Origin of the sequence: Parvibium lacunae (genome assembly GCF_003335215.1) — a bacterium.
Classification (GTDB): Bacteria; Pseudomonadota; Gammaproteobacteria; order Burkholderiales; family Burkholderiaceae_D; genus Parvibium; species Parvibium lacunae.
On the sequence record NZ_QPGB01000002.1, the window covers coordinates 623,462 to 649,510 of the forward strand.

A 26,049-nucleotide genomic window follows, 5' to 3' on the forward strand; every position below is an offset into this window, starting at 1 on the left:
CCCACACAGGAACCACCATGCGCGCAGATAACATTCTTCAAACCATTGGAAATACCCCGCACATCCGCATCAATCGCTTATTTGGCCAACAACATCAGGTGTGGATTAAATCCGAACGCGCCAACCCAGGCGGCTCCATTAAAGACCGGATTGCCCTCAACATGATTGAAGCCGCCGAACAAGCTGGTGCGCTCAAACCTGGCAGTGTGATTATTGAACCCACCTCCGGCAATACGGGCGTCGGCTTGGCCATGGTCGCGGCGGTTAAGGGCTACAAATTGGTTTTAGTGATGCCAGAAAGTATGTCGGTTGAACGTCGTCGGCTGATGCTGGCCTATGGCGCGGAGTTTGTGCTCACGCCCCGCGAAAAAGGCATGAAAGGCGCGATTGAAAAGGCACAAGAACTGATTGCGGCCACCCCAGGAGCCTGGATGCCGCAGCAATTTGAAAACCCCGCGAATATCGATGTGCATGTACAAACCACGGCCCAAGAGATTTTGCGCGACTTCCCCGAAGGGCTGGACTACCTCATTACTGGGGTGGGCACGGGCGGCCACTTGACCGGCTGCGCGCAAGTCCTCAAAGCAGCGTGGCCCAAACTCAAAGTCTTTGCGGTCGAGCCTACGCTATCACCGGTCATTTCCGGTGGCGCGCCCTCACCGCACCCGATTCAAGGCATTGGCGCCGGCTTTATCCCCAAAAACTTGAACACAGCCTTATTGGATGGCGTGATTCAGGTCGATGCCGAAGAGGCGCGAGAAATGGCCCGCCGCGCCGCTCGCGAAGAGGGGATGCTGATTGGCATTTCTTCAGGCGCGACGCTGAATGCGATTGCGCAGAAACTCAAAGAGATTCCCGCCGGTGCGACGATCTTGGGATTTAACTACGATACGGGCGAGCGTTATTTGTCGATTGAGGGTTTTCTACCCGCTTAAATTCAGCGTACCGGACCACAACCAAGCAAGGGAACCCCTCTCCTCGCGGGCGGTTCCCGCGCTGACCACAAACGTCAGCGTGCTGGTTTCATTGCAGTCATCCGCTGGAATTTCTCCATATACAAATAGACCACAGGCGTGAGGTAGAGCGTCAGGAACTGTGAAACGATCAGCCCGCCTACCACCGCCAAGCCGAGTGGCTGGCGAATTTCAGCCCCCGCACCAATGCCCAGCGCTATCGGTAGCGTGCCCACCAGGGCGGCGAAGGTTGTCATCATGATTGGGCGAAAGCGAACCAAGCAGGCATTGAAAATAGCCTGACTGGCTGCCAGCCCCGATTCACGCTGCGCTTCTAACGCAAAGTCGATCATCATGATCGCATTCTTTTTGACGATGCCAATCAGCATAATCACGCCCACAAATGCATATAGGGTTAAATCCACTTTGAATACCAACAGGGTCAGTAAGGCACCCAAGCCTGCTGAAGGTAAGCCCGAGAGAATCGTGAGAGGATGGATGAAACTTTCATACAAGATCCCCAATACTAAATACACCACGAGAACAGCAACCAGAAGCAGCATCCCCAGCCCTTGTAACGAGGCCTGAAATGCCTGGGCGGTACCCTGTAAGCTGGTCGTGAGCGACGAGGGCAATGTCACCTCTTTTTCTACCTTGGCAATGGCCGTCACGGCTTCACCCAGAGACATGCCAGGAATTAAGTTGAATGAAATCGTTACGGCGGGGAGTTGGCCAAGATAATTCACCGTGAGCGCCTGCGTTTTACGGGTAACTTTGGCAATCGCATCAAGCGGGATCAATTTTCCAGCCGTATTGCGAACGTAGAGCCGAGAAAGCATGGTGGGCTCGACTTGGAAAGCGGGATCAACCTCAAGGATGACTTGATATTGATTCGTCGGGGCGTAGATGGTCGAAATTTGTCGACTGCTAAATGCACTTTGCAGGGTGTCTTCGACTTGGGCAAAGCGTAGCCCCAGCGCCGCTAACTTATCGCGGTCAATGTCAAGCTGAACAACCGGGCTTTTATTATTGAGGTTGGTATTTACATCAATAAAGCCCGGTAACTCACGCAGTTTCTTACTGAGGGTATCCGTCCAACCATACAGCTCACTCAAGTCACTGCTCTGCAACGTATATTGGTATTGACCACTGGTGACTTGACCACCGATTCGGATCACCGGTGGGTTTTGAATGAATGCTTTGATGCCCGGAACCGCGGCTAGTTTGGGTCGCAGTTGTTGAATGATTTCATCGGGTTTTAATTGCCGCTCATGGGCAGGCTTGAGCACTATAAACAGCAGGCCATTGTTGGTCGTCGCACGCGAACCACCAGCCCCAACCGTTGACATAAACGACGCGATATTCGGATCTTTGGCGACAATGGCCGCCAGTTGGCGCTGCTGCTCTACCATCGCTTGAAATGAGGCATCGGGTGCGCCTTCTGTATTGATAATGAGCTGTCCGCTATCGCCACTGGGCAGAAAATCTTTCGGGACCTGGCCGAATAGCCAGACAGTCATCGCAATCGTGCCAAAAAAACTTGCCAAGACCCAACGAGGATGCGCCATGCTCCAGCTCAATGTGGTGCGGTAACCTTCACTTAAGAGCGCAAAGGCCCGCTCGAAGAGATTGAAAATCGCACCATGTTTTTCTTGATGTGAGGCTTTGAGATAGCGGCTGCATAGCATCGGCGTGAGGGTGAGGGAAACAAACCCAGAAACCAGAATGGCGACACAAATCGTTACCGCGAATTCATTCAGGAGTCGCCCAACGATGCCTTTCATGTAGAGCACGGGAATAAAAACGGCAATCAGCGAAATGGTCATGGAGATAATCGTAAAACCAATTTCACGCGCCCCTTTGATCGCGGCCTCAAAGGGGGGGTCGCCTGCTTCGAGATGCCGGACAATGTTCTCCAGCATCACAATCGCATCATCGACCACAAAGCCCACCGCGAGGGTTAAGGCCAGCAAGGTCAGGTTATTAATGCTGTAGCCGAGCAAATGCATCACTGCAAAAGTACCAATCACGGAAAGGGGTAACGCCAATGCGGGAATCGCGGTTGCGGATGCATTACGCAGAAACATCAAAATAACCAAGACCACCAGTACACCGGCCAGGATCAGGGTAAATTGCACATCGGCAATGCCTTCCCGAATCGATAAGCTGCGATCAAATAAGGTGCGCATCTCAATCGCAGCAGGCAGCTTCTCTTGAAACGCGGGTAAAACCCGTTTGATCGCGTCAACCGTCTCAATCGTATTCGCACCCGGTTGCCGCAAGATCGCTAAAACAATCGCGCGACGGTCTACATTCCAGCTCGCAATGCGACTGTTCTCGACGCTGTCAATCGCGCTTGCCACCTCTTCCAGCCGAACTGGCGCGCCATTGCGCCAAGCCACAATCAAGGGCCGATAGGCAGCCGCCTGCATCAGCTGGCCATTGTCTTTAATCGAAAAACTCTGGCGCGGTCCATCAATCAACCCCACCGGTTGATTCACGTTATTTTGAGCAATCGCTTGCTGTAACTCATCCAAACCGATCCCTTTCGCGGCCAATTTGTCGGGATTGGCTTGGATTCGCACGGCAAACTTTTGGGACCCAAAAACCTGCACTTGGGCGACCCCTTTAATGGTCGATAAGCGTTGCCCGAGTTGGGTTTCGGCATACTCGTTGACCGTGGTTAACGGTAATGACGGGGAAGAAAGTGCAATGTAAAAAATCGGAGAATCGGCCGGATTCACCTTACGAAAAGACGGCGGTGTGGGCATGCTTGGGGGCAATCGCCGTAATGCCGCGGCAATGGCAGACTGAACATCTTGAGCGGCCGCATCAATATTGCGCTCAAGCGAAAATTGCAGGGTGATGGAGGTGGTTCCTTGCGCACTGGTCGAGTTCATCGAATCCAGCCCAGGAATCGTAGAAAACTGGGCTTGCAGTGGCTGAGCCACAGCAGACGCCATGGTCTCTGGCGAGGCGCCGGGAAGGTTGGCCGTGACACTGATCGTTGGAAAATCAATACTGGGTAGTTCGGCTACCGGCAGGGCCCGATAGGCAAGCACCCCAAAGGCGACAATCGCGACCATCAGAAGTGTGGTCATCACAGGGCGGCGGATACAAAGCTCAGGTAGTTGCATAGCCAATTCAATCTCCATCAACAAGCCGGTGTCGGCTTATCTGTGCGGTGTCGTGCTGCCACAGGGGTCGCAAAGGAATTAGCGACGGGGTTCGGGGGGTGTCGGTGTTGTCGGTGTTGCCCCAGGCCCTGGCTCTTTTTTAGGTGCTTTTAAGACCGCCTGAGCCCCCGGGAAGAGGCGTAACTGACCCGTGGTCACGACAGTTTCGCCAACCGAAAGACCTTTTTTAACCGCTGTCATGCCTTGGCGGCTGGTCAAAACTTCAATCTTCCGTATGCTGGCCTTACGCTCTGCATCGAGCACGTAAACAAAGTTGCCCTCGGGTCCTTGCTGTATGGCTTCATTCGGGACCACGAGGGCATCAGGTACCTCATCCAGTTGCAAGCTTAATTGAATGAACTGACCAGCCGCCAAGCTCTGATCCGCGTTGGGCAATACCGCCTTTAATAAAATCGTGCCACTGGTGCTGTCTACGGTGTTATCCATAAACTTAACCTGCCCCGTCTGTTTCGTGCCACCGGGTAGGCGGGCTTCAACCGTTAACCTCCCCCGGCCGAGTAACTCTCGAACCCGCCCGACATGCTGTTCTGGCAAGGTAAAGGTCGCAAAGAGCGGTTGCACCCGATTGATCACCGCCAGCGCAGTATCGTTGATCTTGATGGTCGCCCCTGGATAGGCAAGCTTGCTACCTATAACCCCCTGTATCGGCGCACGGATGACGGTATAACTGGCTTGCAAGCGAGCCAACTCTAAAGCGGCCTGATCCGCTTTAATCGTAGCAGCGACAGCACTCTCATTGGTGCGATATTCATTCAACTTTTCTTCCGATACAAAGCCTTGCTTCACCAGTGCCGTATACCGTTCCAGATCCGCTTTAGCCTTGGCCAATAGAACCTGATCTCGCGCCAGCGTCGCCTCCGCCTGCTTGACCCGGGCGTCGAAATCATTACTGTCTAGTCGAGCCAAGATATCACCAGGTTTGACAACTTGCCCTTCATTGAAAAATAGCTGCGCGAGCTGACCATCAACACGGGATTTCACGGTGACCGTCTCATAAGGTTCAGTCCGTCCGACCACGTCTAACATCACGGGCATCAGTTGCTGACTGACCTGAGCCACAACGACAGGCACAGGGGCGGCATTTTTCTTTTTCGGTTCTGCCTGCTGTTTTTGGCTGTAGCCATACACAGCTACTGCAACCAATGCGATGACGATTAAGAGAAAAAACCAAGCTGCTTTTTTACTGCCAGTACTGGTTGGGCCAGACACTGCGGTGTCTGAGCGGGTCTCGAGCGGGGGCATACAACCTCGTTTCTTATATTGAATTAAGATTGTAAATAAAAAAAACCCGCCTGTCTGGCGGGTTTAGCAATCTGGTGCCGGCTAACGGATTCGAACTGTTGACCTTCGCATTACAAGTGCGCTGCTCTACCAACTGAGCTAAGCCGGCAATATAAGTATTTTATCAGACTTTTTCTGCTTCTCATGCTCCCGCACTTATTTCACCACAGTGAGTTTTGGCTTGCCAGCAGGCTTACTCGAATCTTTTGTGGGCAGCGGCTCGGCGGGGGCTGTCGTTATCGGATCGTCAACGCGCACTTGGGGTTCGTCTGCGGCTGGTGTGTCTGCAGACAACGCGGGAAAGGCCATGCCCTGACCGGTCTCACGCGCATAAATCGCACTGATGTTTTCCAGTGGAATATAAATGTCTCGCGCAACGCCACCAAAGCGGGCTTGAAAGGCAATGTGATCATTTTGAATCACCAATTGGTTGGTTGCCAAAGCGCTAATGTTCATGACAATCTCGCCATCACGCACAAACTCCAAAGGCACGCGCGCTTGCTCATTGACAACCACTGAAATGTGCGGGGTATAGCCATTGTCCATGCACCACTCATAGAGCGCACGAATAAAATAAGGCTTGGTTGAAATTTCTTGCATTGGCGCAATTCCCCTCGTCGTTGTGATACCGCTGCGCAACCAATCCATGGCAACGCAGGGTGTCTGTATTTTAGCGCCGCATCACCTTCTCGGAAGGAGTGAGCGCTTCAATGTACGCTGGACGCGAGAAAATCCGCTCTGCATATTTCATTAAAGGCGCTGCGTTTTTACCCAGCTCAATACCATAGTGATCCAAGCGCCACAGCAATGGGATCAAGGCCACATCCAGCATGGAAAACTCTTCACCCAGCACAAACTTATTTTTCAAAAATAAAGGGGCGAGTTGAGTTAAGTTTTCACGAATGGCCTGCCGGGCCGCATCATGTGCGCCAACATTATTCGATTCTAGGGTACTCACATGAACAAACATTTCACGCTCAAAATTGAGTAGCATCAGGCGAGTGCGAGCGCGCTGAACCGGGTCTGCGGGCATTAACTGAGGATGCGGGAAACGCTCATCAATATACTCATTGATGATATTTGATTCATAGAGAATTAAATCGCGCTCTACCAAGATAGGTACTTGGCCATACGGATTCATGACATTGATATCTTCCGGTTTATTAAAGAGATCGATATCACGAATTTCAAAATCCATCCCTTTTTCAAAGAGAACAAAGCGGCAGCGCTGTGAAAATGGGCACGTGGTACCTGAGTAAAGAACCATCATGGTGGTAATTCCTTTGTAATTGGGCTGATTTAGAGAAACAAAAGGGTGAGCCTACGCTCACCCCAAGATACAGCCAGATGTCTTACTTGATATCTTTCCAGTAAGCGGCATTTAAGCGAGTGGCGAAGAAGAGTAATACCAACAGCAAAATCATCACGCCAACACCGAGTTGTTTGCGGAAGTTTTGCTGTGGCTCCCCCATCCATTGCAGGTAAGCGACCAAATCAGCGATTGCATTGTCATAATCGACCGAGCTCAATTTGCCGGGCGTCACCTGCTCCAATTTATCGAATTGATGTGTGGTGCTGCCAGGATGATGAGGATCGGCGACTTCAACAAAATTGGCTTTACGCACGCCTTGCAACTCCCACAGCACATGCGGCATGCCAACGTTGGGGAAAGCCAAGTTATTCCAGCCTGTCGGGCGGGTGTCGTCCTTGTAGAAGGTGCGCATATAGGTGTACAGCCAATCAGTCCCTCGGGCACGCGCAATCACGGATAAGTCTGGTGGGGTTGCGCCAAACCATTCTTTGGCATCTTTAGCGCTCATATTGACGCGCATCATTTCCCCAACCTTGTCGGCGGTAAACAGCAGATTGTCACGAATTTGATCTTCCGTCAGGCCGATATCCCGCAAGCGGTTATATCGCATCATGGAGGCGCCATGACAATTCAAGCAGTAGTTTACAAATAGCTGGGCGCCACGCTGCAAGGCAGCCATGTCAGTACTGCGATCGGGGGCATGGTCGAGCGGAAAGGATGGCCCGCCACCCGCGTGTGCGGTTAGTCCGATCAGCATGCTGGCCAACCAGGCACTGCACAGTTTGAGCATCTGTTTTTTCATCATTATTCCTTTGTGTTTTTCGCAATATTGGCGACGCGATGCTTAGTGCGCCGCAAAAGTCACGCGCTCAGGCACAGGTTTGCAAGTCCCAAGTTTGCTCCAAACCGGCATCGCTAAAAAGAAGCCAAAGTAGATCAGGGTGCCGATAATCGAAACAATGTTACCCACGGGCGAGGGAGGTTGAATCCCTAGGTAACCGAGGACCACAAATGTCACCACAAAAACGGCGTAAACCCAACGATGCCAATTAGGACGATAGCGAATCGACTTCACCGGGCAATGATCTAGCCAAGGCAGGAAGAACAGAATAATCACGGCTGCGCCCATTACCACAACGCCCCAGAATTTTGCCTCAAGGTATAACCAAGGCACCGCGAATGCAGCCATTGCCGCCAAAATCCCGCTCACACAGACAGGTACGCCGGTAAAGCCAGAGAGCACGGTGGTGGTAACCAACACAGCAATCGCCAACCAACCAGGCAAGCCAAACCAAATAAAGGCAACCAATAAAGCCAGCGTAACAATGCCGGCAAGAATGGCTTTGGGCCGGGTCGCCAATTTATCAGCCAGCGCAAGCCAGACACTGCCGCCCGCCAACAAGGCCAGCACAATCAAAATGAACATGTCCGTTGTTGCTCGCAACATCGAATAAAACGGCGTGAAATACCAAACCGGCGCAATGTGCGGAGGGGTTTTCAAGGGATCGGCAGGGATGAAGTTATTAAACTCCAAGAAGTAGCCGCCCATTTCGGGTTTGAAAAACACCACAAAACTAAACAGAATCAGAAACCCTGCGACCCCAACAATGTCATGGACCGAGTAGTAAGGATGGAAAGGAATACCATCGACAGGTTTACCATTCGCATCCAAGTTTTCTTTGATTTCAACGCCATCAGGGTTGTTTGACCCCACCTCATGCAGCGCAATAATGTGCGCAGCGACCAAACCCAGTAGCACCAGCGGCACGGCGATGACATGGAGTGAGAAGAAGCGATTCAATGTCGCATCACCCACCACATAATCACCCCGGATCCACACTGATAAGTCTGGACCGATTAGAGGAATGGCAGAAAAGAGGTTGACGATAACCTGGGCGCCCCAGTATGACATTTGCCCCCAAGGCAGCAAGTAGCCCATGAAAGCCTCGGCCATCAGGCACAAGAAAATCAAACAACCAAAGATCCAGACCAGTTCACGAGGTTTGCGATAGGAGCCATACAGCAGGCCGCGGAACATATGCAGGTAAACAACGACAAAGAATGCCGATGCGCCAGTCGAGTGCATGTAACGCACCAACCAGCCCCAGGGGACCTCACGCATGATGTATTCCACTGAAGCAAACGCAACAGGAACGCCATCGGCATTCAGGGAAGCATCGGGTTTGTAGTGCATGACCAGGAAGATCCCGGTCACAATCTGGATCACCAACACCAAGAGCGCCAGTGAGCCAAAAAAGTACCAGAAATTAAAATTCTTTGGTGCGTAGTATTCGGAAAGATGATCTTTCCATAATTGCATCAGGGGAAAGCGCTGGTCAATCCAACCCAATACGCCAGTTTCTTCGGTATGTTTCAGCCCCATTACGCTTCTCCTTTTTCATCTTTACCGAGAACCAGCTTGGTTTCCGACAAATACATATAGCGTGGCACATCGAGATTTTTAGGTGCGGGTTTATTCTTAAACACGCGGCCAGCCAAATCGAAGGTAGAGCCATGACAAGGACAGACAAACCCAGCATTATTTTCGAGCGCCACATTGGCCCCGACCGCAAAAGGGCCAGAGGGTGAGCAGCCCAAATGCGAACAAATACCGACCATCACCAAAACGTCTTCTTTGCGACTACGGGTCTTGTTTTGGCAATATTCGGGTAAAGGCATGGTGTAGGGATTTTTCGACTCTGGGTCGGCCAGCTCGCTGGAATTGACCTTATCGAGTTCCTTTTTCATGTCGTCAGTCAGTTTGATTACCCACACTGGGTTACCCCGCCACTCGGCAATTTTTCGGTCGCCCGGCTTCAAGTCAGATAAATCGACTTCGACCGGCGCACCGGCCGCTTTGGCCCGCTCTGAGGGCGCAAAGGTACTGACGAACGCGCCGCCAGCGCCAAGGCCGAGAGTGCCACCAACGGCACCCGTTGCAATCATCCAATTGCGTCGGCTGTTATCAACAGACTGATCACTCATGAAAAAACCCCGCTAAAAGAAAACCTGGATCATGTGAGGCTTTGCGTCTTTACAAAACAAACGAAGCATAAACAAAGGAGTTTGGCCTCTAGGCCCATTGTTTAGCTTAATTTGCGAGCAAAAATGCAAGGATAGAAAATTCAACCTGAAATTATAGCGAATCAGCCCCCCCAATTAAAGCACCTGGCGCAGTTTTCTGCGGATAAATAGACGTGATTTGCTGCTCATGCAGCAGCACCCCGCAAGAAAGGGGCGTCATAAGTTCACAATTTGTCGCTATTCAAGCCTGCCAAGCTAGGCTACATTAGCGCTTGGGTGCAGCCATCATTAGGCCATTGCTCGACCCAATTCTATTATTTACTGATTACTAAAAATGGAGAGGCACATGAGTTTAGTTCGGGAATTTCGCGAGTTTGCTGTCAAAGGCAATGTCATTGATTTAGCCGTAGGGGTGATTATTGGGGCGGCATTCGGCAAAATTGTGGACTCGCTGGTGAGCGATGTGATCATGCCCATCGTTGGCCTGGTATTTGGCAAGCTCGACTTCTCCAATCTCTTTTTGGTGCTAGGCGAGGCACCTGCTGGTACTGCCATGACCCTGGATGCCCTGCGCAAGGCTGGGGTGCCCGTCTTGGCCTATGGCAGCTTTTTAACGATTGTGGTGAATTTTATTATTTTGGCCTTCATCATTTTCATGATGGTAAAACAAGTCAACCGCCTCAAGCGCGAAGAACCTGCTGCTGCCCCAGCCGCACCCGCACCCACCCCAGAAGACATTGTTTTATTGCGGGAGATTCGCGATAGCCTGAAAAAAGGTTAAACCGGATTATCCAGATCAATAAATTGGTACGCTAAGCTAAATTCCTCAGCCAAGTGCGTCCCCAGGGCCTGAATGCCATAGCGCTCGGTGGCATGATGGCCCGCCGCAATATAAGCGACACCGGCCTCGCGCGCGAGGTGAACAGTCTGCTCAGAAATTTCGCCACTCACATAACAATCCGCGCCCGCATCAATGGCGGCTTGCAGATAGCCCTGTGCCGCGCCAGTACACCATGCAAGATGCCGCACAGGACGAGTGGATTCGCCAACCAGCAACGCCTGACGCCCGAGCACAGCGGTAATCTGCGCCTGTAGTGTCGCTGCAGTAACTGTCTGGGTAGGCTGTCCCAACCAACCCATTTCTCCCTCGCCAAAACGGCCCGTCGCTTGCCAACCCATACGCTGCGCCAGTTGTGCATTGTTGCCGAGGGTCGGATGACTGTCTAACGGCAAATGATACGCAAAGAGGTTGATATCATGCGCCAACAACACAGCGAGGCGACGACGTTTGGTGTGAATGACCCTGGGGTCCTCCCCTTTCCAAAAGTAGCCATGATGAACCAAAACAGCATCGGCCTGGCAGGCGATTGCCTGCTCAAGCAAACTTAAGCTGGCGGTTACCCCCGTTACAATACGGTGAATCTCAGATTTTCCTTCTACTTGCAGGCCGTTTGGGCAATAATCCCGAAACTGACCAACAGCCAGCAGGTCATCCATATATTGACGTAACGTTTCGCGCTGCATTAATAACTATGCTCCATCGTATTTGGTTAATTTTCGCTCAAGCCGTGACTATATTGGTCGCGGCTCTTTTTGTCGTTAGCACATTCAAGCCGGCATGGCTGAATCGAACCTCACAGACAACCGCCAGTGGCGTCGCCATCATACAAGCCCCGAGCGAGGATGAGAAACTGATTTCCACCCCAAGTGCGATCAGCAGCTTCCGCCAGGGTGCCCAAGCGGCGATGCCAACTGTCGTCAATGTTTATACCAGCAAAAAGGTGCGTACGCCACAGCACCCTTTCGCCAATGACCCCATTTTTCGGCATTTCTTTGGCGATCGCTTCGGGTCGGGAGATAGCCAACGTCAAGAAAGCATGAGCCTAGGCTCGGGCGTGATTGTCAGTCCTCAGGGGTATGTCCTCACCAACCATCATGTTATTGAAGCGGCGGATGAAATTGAATTAGCCCTGGCCGACGGCCGGAAGGCGCAGGCCAAAGTGGTGGGAGTTGATCCAGATACGGATCTTGCTGTCCTGAAAATTGAATTACCAAACTTACAAGCCATTACGTTTGCAGACGTAAATCAAGTGAAAGTAGGCGATGTGGTGCTCGCAATTGGCAACCCATTTGGGGTTGGGCAAACAGTCACCTCGGGGATTGTGAGCGCGCTGGGCCGAAGCCACCTGGGAATCAATACCTTTGAGAATTTCATTCAAACCGATGCTGCGATCAATCCGGGGAATTCCGGTGGAGCCTTGGTTGACTCCCAAGGCCGATTGTTGGGTATCAACACCGCCATTTACTCCCGCAGTGGCGGCTCACTCGGTATCGGGTTTGCCATCCCTGTCAGTATTGCCAAGCAGGTTTTAGATGACATCGTGAGCAAAGGCGCGGTCACCCGGGGTTACATTGGGGTGGAACCGAAAGACCTAACGAGCGAATTGGCTGAGACGCTTGGCTTGAAAGCGAGTGATGGGGTGTTGATCGCAGGGGTTATTCGCAATGGCCCGGCAGACAGTGCGGGAGTCCAGCCAGGCGATGTCTTGGTCGCCATTAATGGCACGCGGATAGACGATACCAGCGGGATGTTAAACCACGTGGCGCAGCTGACCCCTGGTAGTAAAGCCGAGCTGCAGCTCGTTCGCAAACAACAGTCGACCCGTCTCCAGGTCACCGTCGGTAAGCGCCCAAAACCGAAATTACGGGCAGAATAATCAGCCGATAAGGCCTACGGTAATCGGTTTACTCGCTGACTGCTGCAGGGCGTTGCCGCTCCAGCAGCACAGCGACCAGAATTCCCAGTTCATACAACAGCCACATGGGCAAACCCAGCGCAATTTGCGAAAAAACGTCTGGGGGAGTGACAACTGCGGCAATCACAGTAATACCAATCACGACATAGCCACGAATTTCGCGCAGTTTTGCCACTGTCGTGATACCCAGTAACACCAGCACGATGACGACTACTGGCACCTCAAATGCCAGCCCAAAGGCAATGAACATCGACATCACAAAATCTAAATACGCTTCAATATCAGGTGCCGCAGTAATACTTTGCGGGGCCATTTTGGCGATAAAGACGAAAAATTGCTTAAATATCAAAAAATAACAAAAAGCGACGCCCAGATAAAACAATACCGTTGCAGAGACCAAGATCGGTAAGGCGATCATTTTTTCATGCTGATACAGTCCTGGGGCCACAAAACGCCATGCCTGATATAGCACCACGGGTAAGGCCAGCATAAATCCGGCCAAGAGAGTCACTTTGAGCGGGGTTAAAAAAGGAGAAATGACGCTCGTGGCAATCATTTTGGTGCCGGCAGGCAAGGTCGAAATCATTGGCTCAGCCAGAAAATCATAAACGGCGCCCATGCCAGGCCACACCAGTAACCCACCCGTCACGAAGAGTACCGCCAGGAGCGACCACAATACCCGATTACGCAATTCCAACAGATGCGACATAAAGGTGTCGCTACCATTGGCGGCAGCGGGCGTCTCAGGCTGGGGGGGCGGGCTCGAATCTGCCATCCGCTCTCCTTGTATTTTTAGTGTTTATGGCGCTGCATCCGCGCGGCGCCACTGAGTAGCTTGGTACGAGGTTGCTGCATCTGCTTGTACCATTTGGGAATAACATAGCGCTTGTGTGCCATTTTCTTACGCCGCGGACGCCAGCTATACATCGTCTGCGGCCGCTGCTCATTTAAGTGATATGGATCAGCAGACACGTCTACTTGCAGGGGCGGGACAATCTCGTTTTCGAGGGTGGATAAATCCCGTTCCACTTCTTGAACCCCACTACGCAGCTCTTGCGCCGCATTTTGCAAGGTTTCGCGCATGTTTTTCAGCTCGCCAGCCGCGATTTCACGATTAATCTGGCCTTTGACTTCACTGACATAGCGCTGCGCCTTACCGACCCATTCTCCCGCCGCTTTAGCCACCTTGGGTAACTTTTCAGGGCCGAGCACCAATAGGGCAACGGTCCCGACAATCGCCAGTTCGGAAAAACTAACATCAAACATGGCGCAAAGGACTCAGTCGTAAAAAGAGGGAGGAAACCGTCATGGCCATGCGTGGCGTCGTATCAATAGACTCAATCAATAATCAGACTTTGTCTTTCTCTTTGGCTTCAACATCAATGGTTTTATGGGCGAGGGCGGGATCAGCTGCCGCCTTATTCTCAGCCGTGCCATCTTTCATCCCGTCCTTAAAGCCTTTGACTGCGGCACCTAAGTCTTGCCCCACGTTGCGTAATTTCTTGGTGCCAAAAACCAGCATCACCACAACCAGCACGATAACCCAATGCCAAATACTGAACGAACCCATGACAGCTCCTGATTAAAGAAGGGGGAAGCGATTAATAATTACCAACCATAGCGGCAAATAGACTATGTCTTAATTGCCAATCAAACATTGATTGTAGCAGTCTTGTATGACAAATCCTGTGCAGATAAACCCTGAGCCTCGTGCGCATTAATGCGTCGCGCGCGCGATGCGGCGTCATCCAACCCTATTGACGCCAAGGCCGAGGGCCGCCCATCACGTGCATGTGCAAATGATAGACCTCTTGCCCACCATCAGGCCCGGTATTGATCACCGTACGAAAGCCATTTTCACACCCCAGCTCATGGGCTAATTTAGGTGCCAATAGCAACATCTTACCTAGCAGAGCCTCATCACTGAGCTGGGTATCGGCCAGCGTCTCGATATGCGCTTTGGGGATGATTAAGAAATGAACCGGTGCAGCAGGATTAATATCATGAAACGCTAATAAGCAGTCATCTTCATAAATGATTTTGCTGGGCACCTCATGCCGCACAATGCGGCAAAAAATACAGTTCTCCGCCATCGTTTTCTCCTGCATGGCAATTAATCGGCTTGATTTTCGGTACGCTGGGCTTTTTCAACCAAGCCAGACAACCCTTCACGACGGGCCAGTTCATTCAATACATCTTGGGGATGTCGATCATGTTGAGCCAGCAAGATGAGGCAATGAAACCATAAGTCCGCCACCTCATAAACCACCTGATCGGGATTCGCATCTTTCGCCGCCATGACGGTTTCAGTAGCTTCTTCACCAATTTTTTTTAAAACTGCATCGGGGCCTTTGGTCAGCAGCTTGGCAACATAGGATTGATTAGGATCGCCACCATGAGCGGGGTGACGGGCGGCAATTGTCGCCGCAACGCGATCTAGAATCGTACTCATGAGCGATAGATCTCATCTGGATTTTTCAACACCGGATCAACGGTGACCCACACCGGCGTGGCATCCTCTTGCGCCTCCAAGCGCTGAAAGAAGCAGTGCCGCCGCCCGGTATGGCATGCTACCCCGCCAACCTGATTCACCCGCAAAATAATGACGTCGTTGTCGCAATCCAGGCGGATCTCTTCAACATGTTGCAAGTGGCCCGATTCTTCACCCTTGAACCAGAGTTTTTTACGCGAACGCGACCAATACACAGCACGGCGCAATTCATGGGTTTTTTGCAGCGCTTCGCGATTCATCCAAGCAAACATCAAGACGGTATTGTCTTGCGCATCTTGCGCAATGACTGGAATAAGCCCTTGCTCATCCCATTTCACCTGATTAAGCCAGGATACCGCAGGGGCAACACGGGTTTCTTTACGCCGCTCCGGGCCTAAATAACTGGGCTGCTCAATGACAATGCTCATGTACTCATACCCTTAAAGGAACGTGCCTACAGACGCACGCAAATACCGCGCTCGGCCATAAAAGCTTTCGCTTCTTGGATGGTGTGTTGTCCGTAATGAAAAATACTCGCTGCCAGCACTGCATCGGCATACCCTGAGGTAATCCCATCTGCCAGATCAGCGAGCCCACCAACGCCCCCACTGGCAATCACCGGCACGCTGACAGCATTGCTGACCGCCCGCGTCAAAGCAAGATCAAAACCGCTGCGCGTGCCATCCCGATCCATGCTGGTAAGCAAAATCTCCCCCGCGCCCAAGGTCGCCATCTGCTGGGCCCAAGCGACGGCATCTAGGCCGGTTGCATTACGCCCACCATGAGTAAAGACCTGCCATTGATCAGGGCCAGTTTGTTTGGCATCGACAGCAACCACGATACATTGCGAACCAAATTTGCTCGCCGCCTCAGCAACCAGTTGGGGATTTTGAACTGCTGCCGTGTTAATAGAAATTTTATCCGCACCGGCATTCAGCAAGCGTCGGACATCCTCAACCTTACGCACCCCACCGCCGACGGTCAGCGGAATAAACACTTGGCTCGCCACGGCTTCAATCACATGCAAAATAATATCGCGCTGATCACTGGAAGCGGTGATATCAAGAAAGGTTAGTTCGTCAGCGCCTTGCTCGTCATAGCGACGGGCGATTTCTACTGGGTCCCCAGCGTCACGCAGCTCGACGAAATTAATACCTTTGACGACTCGCCCAGCGGTCACGTCTAAACAGGGAATAATCCGCTTGGCTAACATATCAGGCTGACGTACCGGCTTGCGCCGCTTGCGTTAACGCATCTGCCCGCGCTTGTCCCGCCGCGAAATCCAAGGTGCCCTCATAGATTGAGCGGCCACAAATAGCCCCTTCAATGCCTTCCTCTTGAACCCCACAGAGTTTTTCCACATCAACCACGGAAGTCATGCCGCCACTGGCGATAATTGGGATCGTGACCGATTGTGCCAATTTAACCGTCGCGTCGATATTGACGCCACTGAGCATCCCATCGCGCCCGATATCCGTATAAACAATCGAGGCCACCCCATAATCCTCAAACTTTTTCGCCAGATCAATTACATCATGGCGCGTTAACTTGCTCCAGCCATCGGTCGCGACCTTACCGTCTTTCGCATCTATCCCCACAATGATCTGCCCTGGAAAGGCGCTACAGGCATCATGCAAAAAGCCCGGGTTCTTGACGGCGGCGGTACCAATAATGATGTAACTGAGGCCATCATCCAAATAGCGCTCAATCGTATCGAGATCACGAATGCCACCGCCTAGCTGTACGGGAATATCGTCTCCCACCGCGGCGACAATCGCTTTAATCGCGCCCTCATTTTTGGGCTTGCCTGCAAAGGCCCCATTCAGATCAACCAAGTGCAAGCGGCGGGCACCCTGTGCAACCCAATGCTTTGCCATGGCTGCTGGGTCTTCGGAAAAAACAGTAACGGCGTTCATATCGCCTTGCTTCAGACGCACACAGTGGCCATCTTTCAGATCGATTGCAGGGATCAGCAGCATGATAGTGTCAGGTTAGAACAAAAAATTAAAAATTAGGGTTGCCAACGCGTGAAGTTACGGTACAGCGTCAATCCGTGCGTCGCACTTTTTTCAGGGTGAAACTGCGTCGCAAAAATGTTAGCGCGTTGTACCGCGCAGGTAAAGCGCTGACCGTACTCACTATAGGCCGCAATATCAGCGGGGTTATCCGGCACCACATAGTAGCTGTGTACGAAGTAAAACCGCGCACCATCAGGAATACCAGCCCAGAGCGGGTGCGAGCCTACTTGCCAAACTTCGTTCCAGCCCATGTGCGGTACTTTCAAGCGTTGCCCGTCGGTCGCCCCTGGCGCTGGCATATTGTCCGCAAATTTGACGACGCGGCCCGGAAGTCGTTGCAGACAAGTGACCTCCCCTTCAGCGCTCCAATCAAACAGCATTTGCTCGCCCACACAAACACCAAGCAGCGGCGTGCTCTCAGCAACGCGCAGCACCACCTCCAACAGCCCGGACTCGCGCAAGTTACGCATGCAGTCTGGAATCGCGCCCTGGCCCGGCAAAACCACCCGATTGGCACGACGAATCACAGCAGGATCAGCGCTTATCTCGATAGTTGCAGAGGGGGCCACGGCTTGCAGCGCATTGGCGACAGAGCGCACGTTCCCCATTCCGTAATCAACAATTGCAATGGTATTCATGATTTAAAACTCAGCGGTCTGACTGCAGATCGGCAGGTTAACGTGGGTGCGCCGCCGACAGAGGCAGGCCTAGCACGCGACGATTGCCCGAAAGTCACACCGATAACGTTCCTTTCGTCGAAGGAATGGCATTTCCTTGGCGTGCATCGAACTCAATCGCCATGCGTAAAGCGCGACCAAACGCTTTAAAGACCGTCTCACATTGATGGTGTGCATTGTGGCCCCGCAGATTATCCACATGGAGGGTCACCAAAGCATGATTCACAAAACCTTGAAAAAACTCATGGGTGAGATCAACATCGAAAGTGCCAATCATCGCGCGGGTAAAGGGCACCTCAAACGTCAACCCGGGGCGTCCCGATAAATCAATCACCACACGCGAGAGCGCTTCATCCAATGGCACATAAGCATGGCCATAGCGCCGAACACCTTTTTTGTCGCCAATTGCTTTCGCAAAAGCCTGGCCCAGCGTAATCCCGATATCTTCAACGGTATGGTGCGCGTCAATGTGCAAATCACCTTGCGCGTCGATTTCCAGATCAATCAAGCCATGCCGGGCAATTTGATCCAACATGTGATCTAAAAAAGGCACCCCCGTCTGAATCGACTGCAAACCCGATCCATCCAGATTTAACTTAACCCGAATTTGGGTTTCCAGGGTATTACGGACAACCTCGGCCTGACGCGGAGGAATGGGCGAAGCGACAGCAGTCATGATGAATGTGGCGTCATAAAGACTAAAAGAAGATTTTAACCTGCATGATACCATTGCAGGCTGTGAGAAATTAGCTTAAACCATGCGATGAGTCAATTCTGGAACCCTCTTGTACACGATCTAGTGCCCTACGTACCCGGTGAGCAGCCCAAGGTCAGCAACCTGATCAAACTCAACACCAATGAAAGCCCTTACGGCCCATCACCACGGGCGTTGGCGGCCATACAGGCAGCGCTGGATGACAAACTGCGACTCTATCCAGACCCAAACAGTGACGCCCTGAAACAGGCGATTGCCGACTTTCATCATAGCGCCCAACTCACCCCTGACCAAGTTTTTGTTGGCAATGGGTCTGACGAGGTATTAGCCCACGTATTTCTCGGCTTACTCAAGCACCCCGGTCGGCCACTGCTATTCCCAGACATTACCTACAGCTTCTACCCGGTTTACTGCCAACTTTATGGCATCAGCTACCAAACGGTCCCACTCCAAGCCTCATTTAAATTGGTCTTGGCGGACTACGCGGCCATCAGCCCAGCATGCGGCGTGATTTTCCCCAACCCCAACGCCCCTACCGGGCGCGCCCTCGCCGGCGAAGAGATTGCAGCATTGGCTGCTCAACAGCCCGACCGATTGGTGGTGGTAGACGAGGCCTATGTTGATTACGGCGCAACCAGCGCGGCCAGCTTAGTGAATCAATACCCCAATTTATTGGTGATTCACACCCTCTCCAAATCGCGAGCACTCGCCGGATTACGTGTTGGCTATGCCCTAGGCCAACGGCATTTGATTGAAGGCCTGGAACGCGTAAAAAATAGTTTTAATTCCTACCCACTGGGCCGCCTGGCACAGGCAGGCGCAATCGCCGCAATGCAAGATCGCGACTACCTTAACCAAACGTGCCAAGCCGTCATCACCACCCGCGAACGAACTGTTGCAGCGCTCAGTCAACTCGGCTTTGAAATTATTCCCTCAGCGGCTAACTTTATTTTTATTCACCACCCCCAACACGCAGCCGCCACCCTCGCCCAAAAGCTCCGTGAACGCCACATTATTGTTCGTCATTTCAAGCAACAACGAATCGAGCAATACCTGCGCGTCACCATTGGCACCGAGGCACAAATGGCAAGCTTTATCAGCGAAATAGAAAACATACTGGCGGGTTAGGGCCTCTAACAGCTGAGGGTTGTGGGATAGCCGTTACGCAAGACAAAGATGAACCTGGAAGGATTTAGCCTGTTTATTTCATCTCTCCCAAATGTAATAAAGAGGCCAAGCACGGCCCTTCGGTACCCGATCACCGCAACTGATGCGCGCTACAGGTAGACACTTTGGACTGACTTAAACGGTCTTGTGAAGAAAATTGTGGTACGTCCACTATTTTTGTCCCCTATTTTTCGCTGGGGTTGTCGTTGAGCGCGCGGGCCATGCAGACTGGAAAATTTCTCAAGGGTACCAGTAAAAATCGTCATTTAATGAATATCCAATGGACTTTTCATAACCAATTCTGTGAACAGCAATACGGATTATTTTTCCTTGCTTATCGCCGCTAAAAGTAAATGTGATCCCTTCATTTTTGACGATCCAATCGAATCTATTATGGCCACGTGGAATTAGAGAGTAGTGGTCCTCATAACCATCTGAAAAAGCAGTTGATACATCATCAAAACTTGATAAAACAGAGATTCGATTACACGTAGAAAATGTATCTGAATTTAGATGAATATCTGAAACTAATTTTGCTTGATCATAAACAACAAACAAAAAATTTTTTCTATTTGAGGACATCCAAATAGAAATAGTATGTTTCTGTCTTAGTAACTTTTTTGTTGGTTTTCCAAGGATGATCTCCACATCTTTAAATGCCATATTTAAACAAATTTTACCCACGCAGTGACCCGGAATGATTTGATTTTTCTCTAGTGAACTACAATTGGATCCACTTCCAAAAGTAGCGGATACATGAAATAAAAGCCATATAGTTAAAATAATTTTTGATTTCATTGCTTCACCAATTCTTTCCTTTGATGTACAAATAAATCGGCCACGCTCCATAATTTTTGTCAGGAATATAAAATAATCGTGGTCTGTCCCCTATTTCCTGCTAGGGCGAGCGGCAGCATCATCGCCATTCGCTTGATCCTGATGGGTGTCTGGCGCGATTCGTCGCAGCCATATGTTGAAGAAACGGACGTGAACGGTTAAGGCAAATCAGGTAAATAGTTTTACAATTGGCGGCTCATGCCGCCATGGCTTCGCTTACTCGCTTGACAGCCTCCAGCTAATGGGTGTCCCCTATTTTAATCGTTGCATCAAGTCGGCTTTAATTTTCTCCAAAAGAGATTGGTCATCAATCCCATCCTCTCTCAAGAAATAATTGCCAATTTGGCTATCGTGATATACCGAAATAGGAACATCGTTTGAACGAAGTACCCAGCGTCTCGAGTAAATCGAATCACTTGATTCATTCACCTCTGCTTGCCAATGTTTTTGTAAATACTGTACAAATGAATCAAGGCCATCCCATTCGGAATCGACTTCAATATGATATTCAACTGCACCATCTTTGTTTTTGCATGTCCTAATTGGAGGAAGTTTAGTATTCATCATTAATCCAATCCATATTGCTTATTTACTGAAGCACGTGTTTTTTGTGCGCTATTCAAAATGCTGTGATAAATATCGTCACCAGAATAGCCACGTGCAGCCTTGGATTCAATCATTTGCTGCCATGTCATGTTTGGCTCTTCTCGAATCAGTCTATCAGCACTAACTCTGTCAGACATAAATTCACGAGCATCGGTACGATTGGCATTTCTAAAGTCAAACGCTTGTTTGGCTTGAGTCTCAAGTGAAGCAGATGAATCAATTCTTCCAAGTATTTTTGCATCTTCTGACAAGTACCACTGGCGCGCTTCAAGATTGGACATAGTGCCACGAACCGGATTGGTTCCATATTGACTGTAAAAATCCGCGCTTCTTAAATTCACCAAATCTGGATTGTATGCATTTCCCTCCAAAGTAGGCATGCCACCTGAGAATGACCTTGCACTACTACCCCTCACTCTCCCGAACGACAACGGTAGCGGATTCGCATTCAGCGTACCATACTCAAAAGGCCGTGGGGTAATCTTCCAATCCGGCACACCCCAATTACGCAGAGTTTGTGCCGAACCTTGAATGCCGCTTGTTAAACCCTCTTCCAAGGCGTAAACAGCACGCCCCGCCTTTACCCAACCCAGCGGACTCAGGGTTTCACCAAGCAAGCCTCCTACTTGGCCTGCCATGCCCGGACTGTAGTTGAACGGCCGTAAATTAAATTGGCCATCAATTTGACTAACAAGGCGTCCACCATTGAACGCTTGGTCATAAAGCATCATATAACCTTTAGTCACATCACTAACGAAACCGATTGGCCCTTGTACTAAGCCAATTCCCACATTGGCAGCCCCCGTTCGTAAACCTAAACCAATGTTACGCATCTGTTCGCGATAAGGCATGGTGCTGGGGCCACCACTGGTTGAGGTGCTATAGCCAATCGGATTACCCAAGGCGTCGTATTCGACGCTGCTGGGGGCCTCAGGGCCTACTTTGACTTCCGGCCTGCCAGCGCGTGCTAGGCGGGCGTCTTCAGCTGCGCTTTGGTTGGGGATGGCAGCGAGTTGGCTCGCAAGAGAGGCGCGATAGTCAGCCGCTGTATCGGGGTATCCAAATTTATCCAGCATTTGAATGAGCCGGAGTTTTTCGTTGATGGGTAACGCTTCACCGGGCAATGACAATTGCAATCGATCTCGCCCACCCCCACCATCCGTCATCGTAAACCGCGGGTCTTGGGAGGCATAGGCATTTTGCGCGAGAGTAAGGCGCCCAGCGTCTGGGTTAAACGGATCAAACCCCTCACTCAACAGCGGTGCCGCACCAGGCTCCTGAGGCAACAGCCCCAGCCCTGCCCCCCAGCCACTGGGGCGCAGGCCGCTGAGTAAGCTGAGGGTCTCGGGGCGCATAACCGGTGCCAGCGCCGGGCGGTTACCCCAGCCGTAATAGTCGCTATCACTGGCTTGGTTGCTGGCGTTGAGCAAGGCGCGGTTGTCGATGCTGTCAACCGGGTCAGACGACGACACTGGCCAGGCCGCGCCGCCCGTGTCCTTATGCTATTGATGACAGTACTTCATCTACCTTAACCCTTTTCTCTGCGTCGGAAAGCGCACTCCATCTAGTATGGGTAACTACTGGTACAACTTTCTCCACAAATTGTGGTGGTTCCGTTTCTTCCCAATATTCCATTTCTTGACTATTGCAAAAAGGACATTTTGGGAATATTCCTATTTGAAAAGGATTGCCTGCACTATCTGGATCACAAGCAATCGCACCATAGTTTTTTCGAAGGATATCTGCAAGCAGATTAGACTTCTTACCGATCATTCTCGGATTCGCCTTCAGCAACCTATCAACCTCTTCATAGGTTTTGTCTTGAAAAGCGTCTAAGTAGGCTTCTTCAGCATTTCCAACACTACGGAGTAGAAACTCTCCATACGAATCAAAAACTATCTCAGGAGCTTTAAATTCTCCATCACATTTTGCGCATTTAAATTTAATAAGTTGTAGTTTCATGGTTTTACCGGCGTAACAGAAACCGGTCTCAAAATTTCATTGAAGTTATCAAGAACAGCATTATTAATGCCACCATTCGCTCGCTCAGAATAGAAGCGGATAACATTAGAGCCTTGCTCATGTGCCTGCAAACCAATATTTGCGTCGAAGAACTAATTGCAACAATAGGGGACGCACCATGAATAATACGAATACGCGAATAATTGTGAAATAAATGCAGTCTACCCCAATTAGAGCCTTTTTCTTCCTATTATTCATTCCGCCCAAGCTGGCGACACCCTCAACAGCATGGCCCAACGCTACTACGGCAACTGCGACTACTGGTACCGTCTGGACGTATCTGCTACCAGCGGCACCGGTCGAAGCGCACCTTCGCTAGGTGCTTGCGGGGGCATGGCGCTGCCGGTTTCTGGCAATACCATTCATGGTGCCACGCAGCATGATTTTTTTCAGGGTTTGACGCATTATTATGTGATTGCGCCGCGTGATTCACTTACACGGCTCACCACCGCAGCCACATCTCACCAGTCTGATGCGCCCCTTACCAGGAGATTGCTATGAATGACATCCTCAACGTCCCCACCACACCCAATCTGGAACCGAGTTTGCCAACTGCGCAAGAGATAGCTCCCTTGGCTGCTATCGGTTGGTTGCGCTCCGGTTGGCAAGACCTCCTGGCGACGCGTGGCGTTGGGGTTTTTTATGGTGCCCTCTTCACGTTGATGGGTTATGCCATTCAAGGAATTTATGCGACACGCTGGCAGCTGACGATGGCGCTCACTGCAGGTTTTTTTCTGCTGGGCCCATTTCTCTGTGCGGGCGTGTATGAGCTTTCCCGGCAGCGCGAGCGGGGTGAAAGGGTTAATTTGTTAAGTTCATTGCTGTGCTGGCGGCGGAATCTGCCTGCCTTGGCTTTCTTCGCGGTGATATTAACGTTTGTGATGATCGTCTGGGCGCGTATTTCTGTGGTTATTTTTGCGCTTTTTTCAAATACCGACTTTCCAACCTTACAAAGCTTAATTGGTCAAATCATCTCACTTGATAATCTTGAGTTTATCGGTGTCTGGACAGCCGTCGGCGCAGTGATTGCAACTTTGGTCTTTGCGATTTCAGTGGTCACTGTTCCACTGTTACTCGATCGGCAAAGCGATACGCTGATTGCGATGTTTGCCAGTGCCCGCGCGCTATGGCAAAACCTATTGGCGCTGTATGTGTGGGCGGTGCTTATCGTGCTACTGATTGGCTTTAGCCTGGTTTACTTTTTACCGGCATTGTTGGTCACCGCGCCACTCGTTGGGCATGCGACTTGGCATGCCTATCGGGCCTTGCTTGCACAGTGAGCGCATCATGGAAACCATTTTAGTTTATGGCGATTCGCTGGCTTGGGGCATTATTCCAGACACCCGACAGCGTCTCCCTTTCGAGCAACGCTGGCCAGGGGTGCTGGAACTGCGTTTACATGGCTATCGCATTAAAGCACGCGTCGTAGAGGATTGTCTGAATGGCCGGAGAACGGTTTGGGCTGACCCTTTCAAGCCAGGGCGTCAAGGCATCAACGAATTGGCGCAACGGATTGAAATTCACTCCCCTCTGGCGCTCGTTATCTTAGCGCTTGGAACCAATGATTTTCAAGCCACCCACCAACATGATGCTTGGTTGTCAGCGCAAGGCATTGCCGCTTGTATCCAGGCAATCCAGCAAGCGCCTATTGAGCCGGGTATGCCTAGGCCACCAATCTTGGTGGTTGCCCCACCCCCCATCACTCAACCGAGGGGGGCCATTGCGGGTAAATTCAAAGATGCGGAGAAACGTTGTCTAGGCGCAGCCGACGCGTATCGACGTGTGTGTGGGCAATTCGACCAAGTGGCGTTTTTTGATGCGGCTGATGTGGCGGTTACCAGCCCGATTGATGGGGTTCATCTGGATGCGGCAGAGCATCAAAAATTAGGCTTGGCCTTGGCAGAAGTTGTCGCCCCGTTGCTCAGTCAAGCGCGGCGATCAATCGGCTGACGGGGTGTTGGGTCTGTCTGGCTGTTTATCGAGATAATGCATGGCGGCCGCGTAAATAATAATGAGTAGCAGGTAAAGGCATAAGATGCCCTGTGCCGCCATGAAAAAGGAACCAGACAACCCAAAAATCTGCCATTGTGCGAGGGGTTCTGCAAACCAAGCAAAGACAAAAGTGAGGATGAACCAACTGAGCAACAGGCTCAGTGTCAGTAACAAGACGCGCCGACGATAGCGGGCGTCAACCTCTATTTTCAAATCGACGTTGGGCGATGGGGTCATTTATCGGAAGGGATAGGCACGTGCAATCGCGCGAAAACGGGCAACCAGTAACGGCGATCCTGCATTAAAGCTTTTTAGAAACCCCATGGCGCCGCCATTTTTTAATCTCACGACCAACCGTTGTGCGCCTGGAATGCCGATGAATTTTGCATATTCAATTTGGTTCCAACTCACCGTCTTGGGAAATAACCAATCTTGGTGGATTCCCGCTTGGTCAATCCGTACCCGCGCTGTCCAGAGATAATACACGGTGATCATCACAATCAAGTTTGCGCCGAGCACCAAGCCCCAACCTAACAGCGGTAGCGCAGGCAGATCGGCCATGACAATCAATGAGAGTGAGCGCAGTGCCACCAGCGCGCCTAACACCCCGCCCAAGTAGCGGAGTAACGATGAAAAAGCCGGACCTTCTGCATAAAAATCAGTTTCTTGCATACATGCTTTCTGGTTTTTCTCTGGTTCAATCCTAAGCCTCGGCCATGCGGCGGGGGCGATAAGCACGTTAAGCGCGTTAGCGCATTACCCCTCGTTATCAGCGCGCTTACAACGACGATTTCAAGGGCGCAGAAACGGCAGACTGATGACAGGGGTGTTGCGCACGGTCAGTGAGCTGTAACCAGATTTGCTGCCGCTGTGACTCACTGGCACTGCCCCACGCGGCAATTTCAGCCAAACTGCGTAAGCAGCCCACACACCACCCGGTATCGGGATGAATATCACAGATTTGACGACAAGGAGAAGCGATCATTTGCTTAGCCTGATTG

31 protein-coding genes and 1 tRNA gene are annotated in these 26,049 nt (G+C 51.3%); 6 read left to right on the forward strand and 26 right to left on the reverse strand.

Going from position 1 to position 26,049, the window contains the following annotated elements; genetic code table 11:
- Positions 1-17 precede the first annotated feature (17 nt).
- Positions 18-935, forward strand: a complete 918-nt coding sequence (gene cysK, locus DU000_RS07055) for a cysteine synthase A (protein WP_114402642.1) — start codon at positions 18-20, stop codon at positions 933-935.
- A gap of 74 nt (positions 936-1,009) precedes the next feature.
- On the opposite strand, the gene DU000_RS07060 is transcribed toward cysK, so the two are convergent.
- From DU000_RS07060 to petA, 8 genes are all read right to left on the reverse strand, one after another.
- Positions 1,010-4,090: an efflux RND transporter permease subunit gene (locus DU000_RS07060; RefSeq protein WP_114402805.1), complete on the reverse strand. Its 3,081-nt coding sequence runs from the start codon at positions 4,088-4,090 to the stop codon at positions 1,010-1,012.
- Positions 4,091-4,168: 78 nt separating this feature from the next.
- Positions 4,169-5,392 (reverse strand): efflux RND transporter periplasmic adaptor subunit, encoded by a 1,224-nt coding sequence (locus tag DU000_RS07065; RefSeq protein ID WP_114402643.1) that lies wholly within the window; start codon positions 5,390-5,392, stop codon positions 4,169-4,171.
- Between the two features lie 72 nt (positions 5,393-5,464).
- Positions 5,465-5,540 (reverse strand) — tRNA-Thr (locus tag DU000_RS07070).
- Positions 5,541-5,587: 47 nt separating this feature from the next.
- Entirely contained in the window at positions 5,588-6,031 is a 444-nt protein-coding gene (locus tag DU000_RS07075) for a ClpXP protease specificity-enhancing factor (RefSeq protein ID WP_114402644.1), read from the reverse strand.
- A gap of 70 nt (positions 6,032-6,101) precedes the next feature.
- The gene (locus DU000_RS07080) at positions 6,102-6,701 is read right to left on the reverse strand and encodes a glutathione S-transferase N-terminal domain-containing protein (protein WP_114402645.1); all 600 of its coding nucleotides are present in this window, start codon (positions 6,699-6,701) and stop codon (positions 6,102-6,104) included.
- An 82-nt stretch (positions 6,702-6,783) separates the two neighbouring features.
- Positions 6,784-7,533: a cytochrome c1 gene (locus DU000_RS07085; protein WP_420812126.1), complete on the reverse strand. Its 750-nt coding sequence runs from the start codon at positions 7,531-7,533 to the stop codon at positions 6,784-6,786.
- A gap of 54 nt (positions 7,534-7,587) precedes the next feature.
- The gene (locus tag DU000_RS07090; protein ID WP_114402647.1) at positions 7,588-9,126 is read right to left on the reverse strand and encodes a cytochrome b; all 1,539 of its coding nucleotides are present in this window, start codon (positions 9,124-9,126) and stop codon (positions 7,588-7,590) included.
- Positions 9,126-9,728: a ubiquinol-cytochrome c reductase iron-sulfur subunit gene (gene petA, locus DU000_RS07095; protein ID WP_114402648.1), complete on the reverse strand. Its 603-nt coding sequence runs from the start codon at positions 9,726-9,728 to the stop codon at positions 9,126-9,128. Before petA ends, DU000_RS07090 begins: the two co-directional genes overlap by 1 nt.
- A gap of 385 nt (positions 9,729-10,113) precedes the next feature.
- Between petA and mscL the strand changes: the two genes are divergently transcribed.
- Complete coding sequence (mscL, locus tag DU000_RS07100; RefSeq protein WP_114402649.1) at positions 10,114-10,548, forward strand: large conductance mechanosensitive channel protein MscL; 435 nt, start codon at positions 10,114-10,116, stop codon at positions 10,546-10,548.
- On the opposite strand, the gene DU000_RS07105 is transcribed toward mscL, so the two are convergent.
- The gene (locus tag DU000_RS07105) at positions 10,545-11,291 is read right to left on the reverse strand and encodes a Nif3-like dinuclear metal center hexameric protein (protein WP_114402650.1); all 747 of its coding nucleotides are present in this window, start codon (positions 11,289-11,291) and stop codon (positions 10,545-10,547) included. The genes mscL and DU000_RS07105 overlap by 4 nt on opposite strands.
- 8 nt (positions 11,292-11,299) lie before the next feature.
- On the opposite strand from DU000_RS07105, the gene DU000_RS07110 reads away from it, so the two are divergent.
- Positions 11,300-12,484, forward strand: coding sequence for a Do family serine endopeptidase (locus DU000_RS07110; RefSeq protein WP_114402651.1), 1,185 nt, complete (start codon positions 11,300-11,302; stop codon positions 12,482-12,484).
- Between the two features lie 28 nt (positions 12,485-12,512).
- On the opposite strand, the gene tatC is transcribed toward DU000_RS07110, so the two are convergent.
- The 10 genes from tatC to hisB form a co-directional block, all read right to left on the reverse strand.
- Positions 12,513-13,298 (reverse strand): twin-arginine translocase subunit TatC, encoded by a 786-nt coding sequence (tatC, locus tag DU000_RS07115; RefSeq protein WP_114402652.1) that lies wholly within the window; start codon positions 13,296-13,298, stop codon positions 12,513-12,515.
- Between the two features lie 17 nt (positions 13,299-13,315).
- Entirely contained in the window at positions 13,316-13,789 is a 474-nt protein-coding gene (tatB, locus tag DU000_RS07120) for a Sec-independent protein translocase protein TatB (protein ID WP_114402653.1), read from the reverse strand.
- An 82-nt stretch (positions 13,790-13,871) separates the two neighbouring features.
- On the reverse strand, positions 13,872-14,093 hold the full coding sequence (tatA, locus tag DU000_RS07125; RefSeq protein ID WP_114402654.1) for a Sec-independent protein translocase subunit TatA: 222 nt from the start codon (positions 14,091-14,093) through the stop codon (positions 13,872-13,874).
- A gap of 184 nt (positions 14,094-14,277) precedes the next feature.
- Complete coding sequence (locus DU000_RS07130; RefSeq protein WP_114402655.1) at positions 14,278-14,616, reverse strand: histidine triad nucleotide-binding protein; 339 nt, start codon at positions 14,614-14,616, stop codon at positions 14,278-14,280.
- Between the two features lie 20 nt (positions 14,617-14,636).
- Positions 14,637-14,975 carry a phosphoribosyl-ATP diphosphatase gene (locus DU000_RS07135; protein ID WP_114402656.1) on the reverse strand — a complete coding sequence of 113 codons (339 nt, stop codon included), beginning with the start codon at positions 14,973-14,975 and terminating at the stop codon, positions 14,637-14,639.
- Positions 14,972-15,442, reverse strand: a complete 471-nt coding sequence (gene hisI / locus DU000_RS07140; protein ID WP_114402657.1) for a phosphoribosyl-AMP cyclohydrolase — start codon at positions 15,440-15,442, stop codon at positions 14,972-14,974. The genes DU000_RS07135 and hisI overlap by 4 nt, the downstream gene beginning before the upstream one ends.
- 26 nt (positions 15,443-15,468) lie before the next feature.
- A complete protein-coding gene (hisF, locus tag DU000_RS07145) occupies positions 15,469-16,227 on the reverse strand; it encodes an imidazole glycerol phosphate synthase subunit HisF (RefSeq protein ID WP_114402658.1) in 759 nt (252 codons plus the stop codon).
- Position 16,228: 1 nt separating this feature from the next.
- Positions 16,229-16,993 (reverse strand): 1-(5-phosphoribosyl)-5-[(5-phosphoribosylamino)methylideneamino]imidazole-4-carboxamide isomerase, encoded by a 765-nt coding sequence (gene hisA / locus DU000_RS07150; protein ID WP_114402659.1) that lies wholly within the window; start codon positions 16,991-16,993, stop codon positions 16,229-16,231.
- Between the two features lie 32 nt (positions 16,994-17,025).
- Positions 17,026-17,670, reverse strand: coding sequence for an imidazole glycerol phosphate synthase subunit HisH (gene hisH / locus DU000_RS07155; RefSeq protein ID WP_114402660.1), 645 nt, complete (start codon positions 17,668-17,670; stop codon positions 17,026-17,028).
- Positions 17,671-17,764: 94 nt separating this feature from the next.
- Entirely contained in the window at positions 17,765-18,385 is a 621-nt protein-coding gene (hisB, locus tag DU000_RS07160) for an imidazoleglycerol-phosphate dehydratase HisB (protein WP_114402661.1), read from the reverse strand.
- An 87-nt stretch (positions 18,386-18,472) separates the two neighbouring features.
- Between hisB and hisC the strand changes: the two genes are divergently transcribed.
- Positions 18,473-19,552, forward strand: a complete 1,080-nt coding sequence (gene hisC / locus DU000_RS07165) for a histidinol-phosphate transaminase (RefSeq protein ID WP_114402662.1) — start codon at positions 18,473-18,475, stop codon at positions 19,550-19,552.
- Between the two features lie 279 nt (positions 19,553-19,831).
- On the opposite strand, the gene DU000_RS12575 is transcribed toward hisC, so the two are convergent.
- The 4 genes from DU000_RS12575 to DU000_RS07180 form a co-directional block, all read right to left on the reverse strand.
- A complete protein-coding gene (locus tag DU000_RS12575; protein ID WP_147266975.1) occupies positions 19,832-20,389 on the reverse strand; it encodes a hypothetical protein in 558 nt (185 codons plus the stop codon).
- A 291-nt stretch (positions 20,390-20,680) separates the two neighbouring features.
- On the reverse strand, positions 20,681-20,992 hold the full coding sequence (locus DU000_RS07170) for a hypothetical protein (RefSeq protein ID WP_114402663.1): 312 nt from the start codon (positions 20,990-20,992) through the stop codon (positions 20,681-20,683).
- A 2-nt stretch (positions 20,993-20,994) separates the two neighbouring features.
- Complete coding sequence (locus tag DU000_RS07175; RefSeq protein ID WP_114402664.1) at positions 20,995-22,506, reverse strand: hypothetical protein; 1,512 nt, start codon at positions 22,504-22,506, stop codon at positions 20,995-20,997.
- A 25-nt stretch (positions 22,507-22,531) separates the two neighbouring features.
- Positions 22,532-22,996, reverse strand: coding sequence for a hypothetical protein (locus DU000_RS07180; RefSeq protein ID WP_114402665.1), 465 nt, complete (start codon positions 22,994-22,996; stop codon positions 22,532-22,534).
- A 557-nt stretch (positions 22,997-23,553) separates the two neighbouring features.
- Between DU000_RS07180 and DU000_RS07190 the strand changes: the two genes are divergently transcribed.
- On the forward strand, positions 23,554-24,336 hold the full coding sequence (locus tag DU000_RS07190) for a DUF2189 domain-containing protein (protein ID WP_114402667.1): 783 nt from the start codon (positions 23,554-23,556) through the stop codon (positions 24,334-24,336).
- A 7-nt stretch (positions 24,337-24,343) separates the two neighbouring features.
- Entirely contained in the window at positions 24,344-25,006 is a 663-nt protein-coding gene (locus DU000_RS07195; protein ID WP_114402668.1) for an SGNH/GDSL hydrolase family protein, read from the forward strand.
- On the opposite strand, the gene DU000_RS07200 is transcribed toward DU000_RS07195, so the two are convergent.
- From DU000_RS07200 to DU000_RS07210, 3 genes are all read right to left on the reverse strand, one after another.
- The gene (locus DU000_RS07200; RefSeq protein ID WP_114402669.1) at positions 24,995-25,285 is read right to left on the reverse strand and encodes a sodium/substrate symporter small subunit; all 291 of its coding nucleotides are present in this window, start codon (positions 25,283-25,285) and stop codon (positions 24,995-24,997) included. The two genes, DU000_RS07195 and DU000_RS07200, sit on opposite strands and share 12 nt — an antisense overlap.
- A complete protein-coding gene (locus DU000_RS07205; RefSeq protein ID WP_114402670.1) occupies positions 25,286-25,720 on the reverse strand; it encodes a hypothetical protein in 435 nt (144 codons plus the stop codon).
- 106 nt (positions 25,721-25,826) lie between these two features.
- Complete coding sequence (locus tag DU000_RS07210) at positions 25,827-26,033, reverse strand: DUF1289 domain-containing protein (protein ID WP_114402671.1); 207 nt, start codon at positions 26,031-26,033, stop codon at positions 25,827-25,829.
- Positions 26,034-26,049 lie beyond the last annotated feature (16 nt).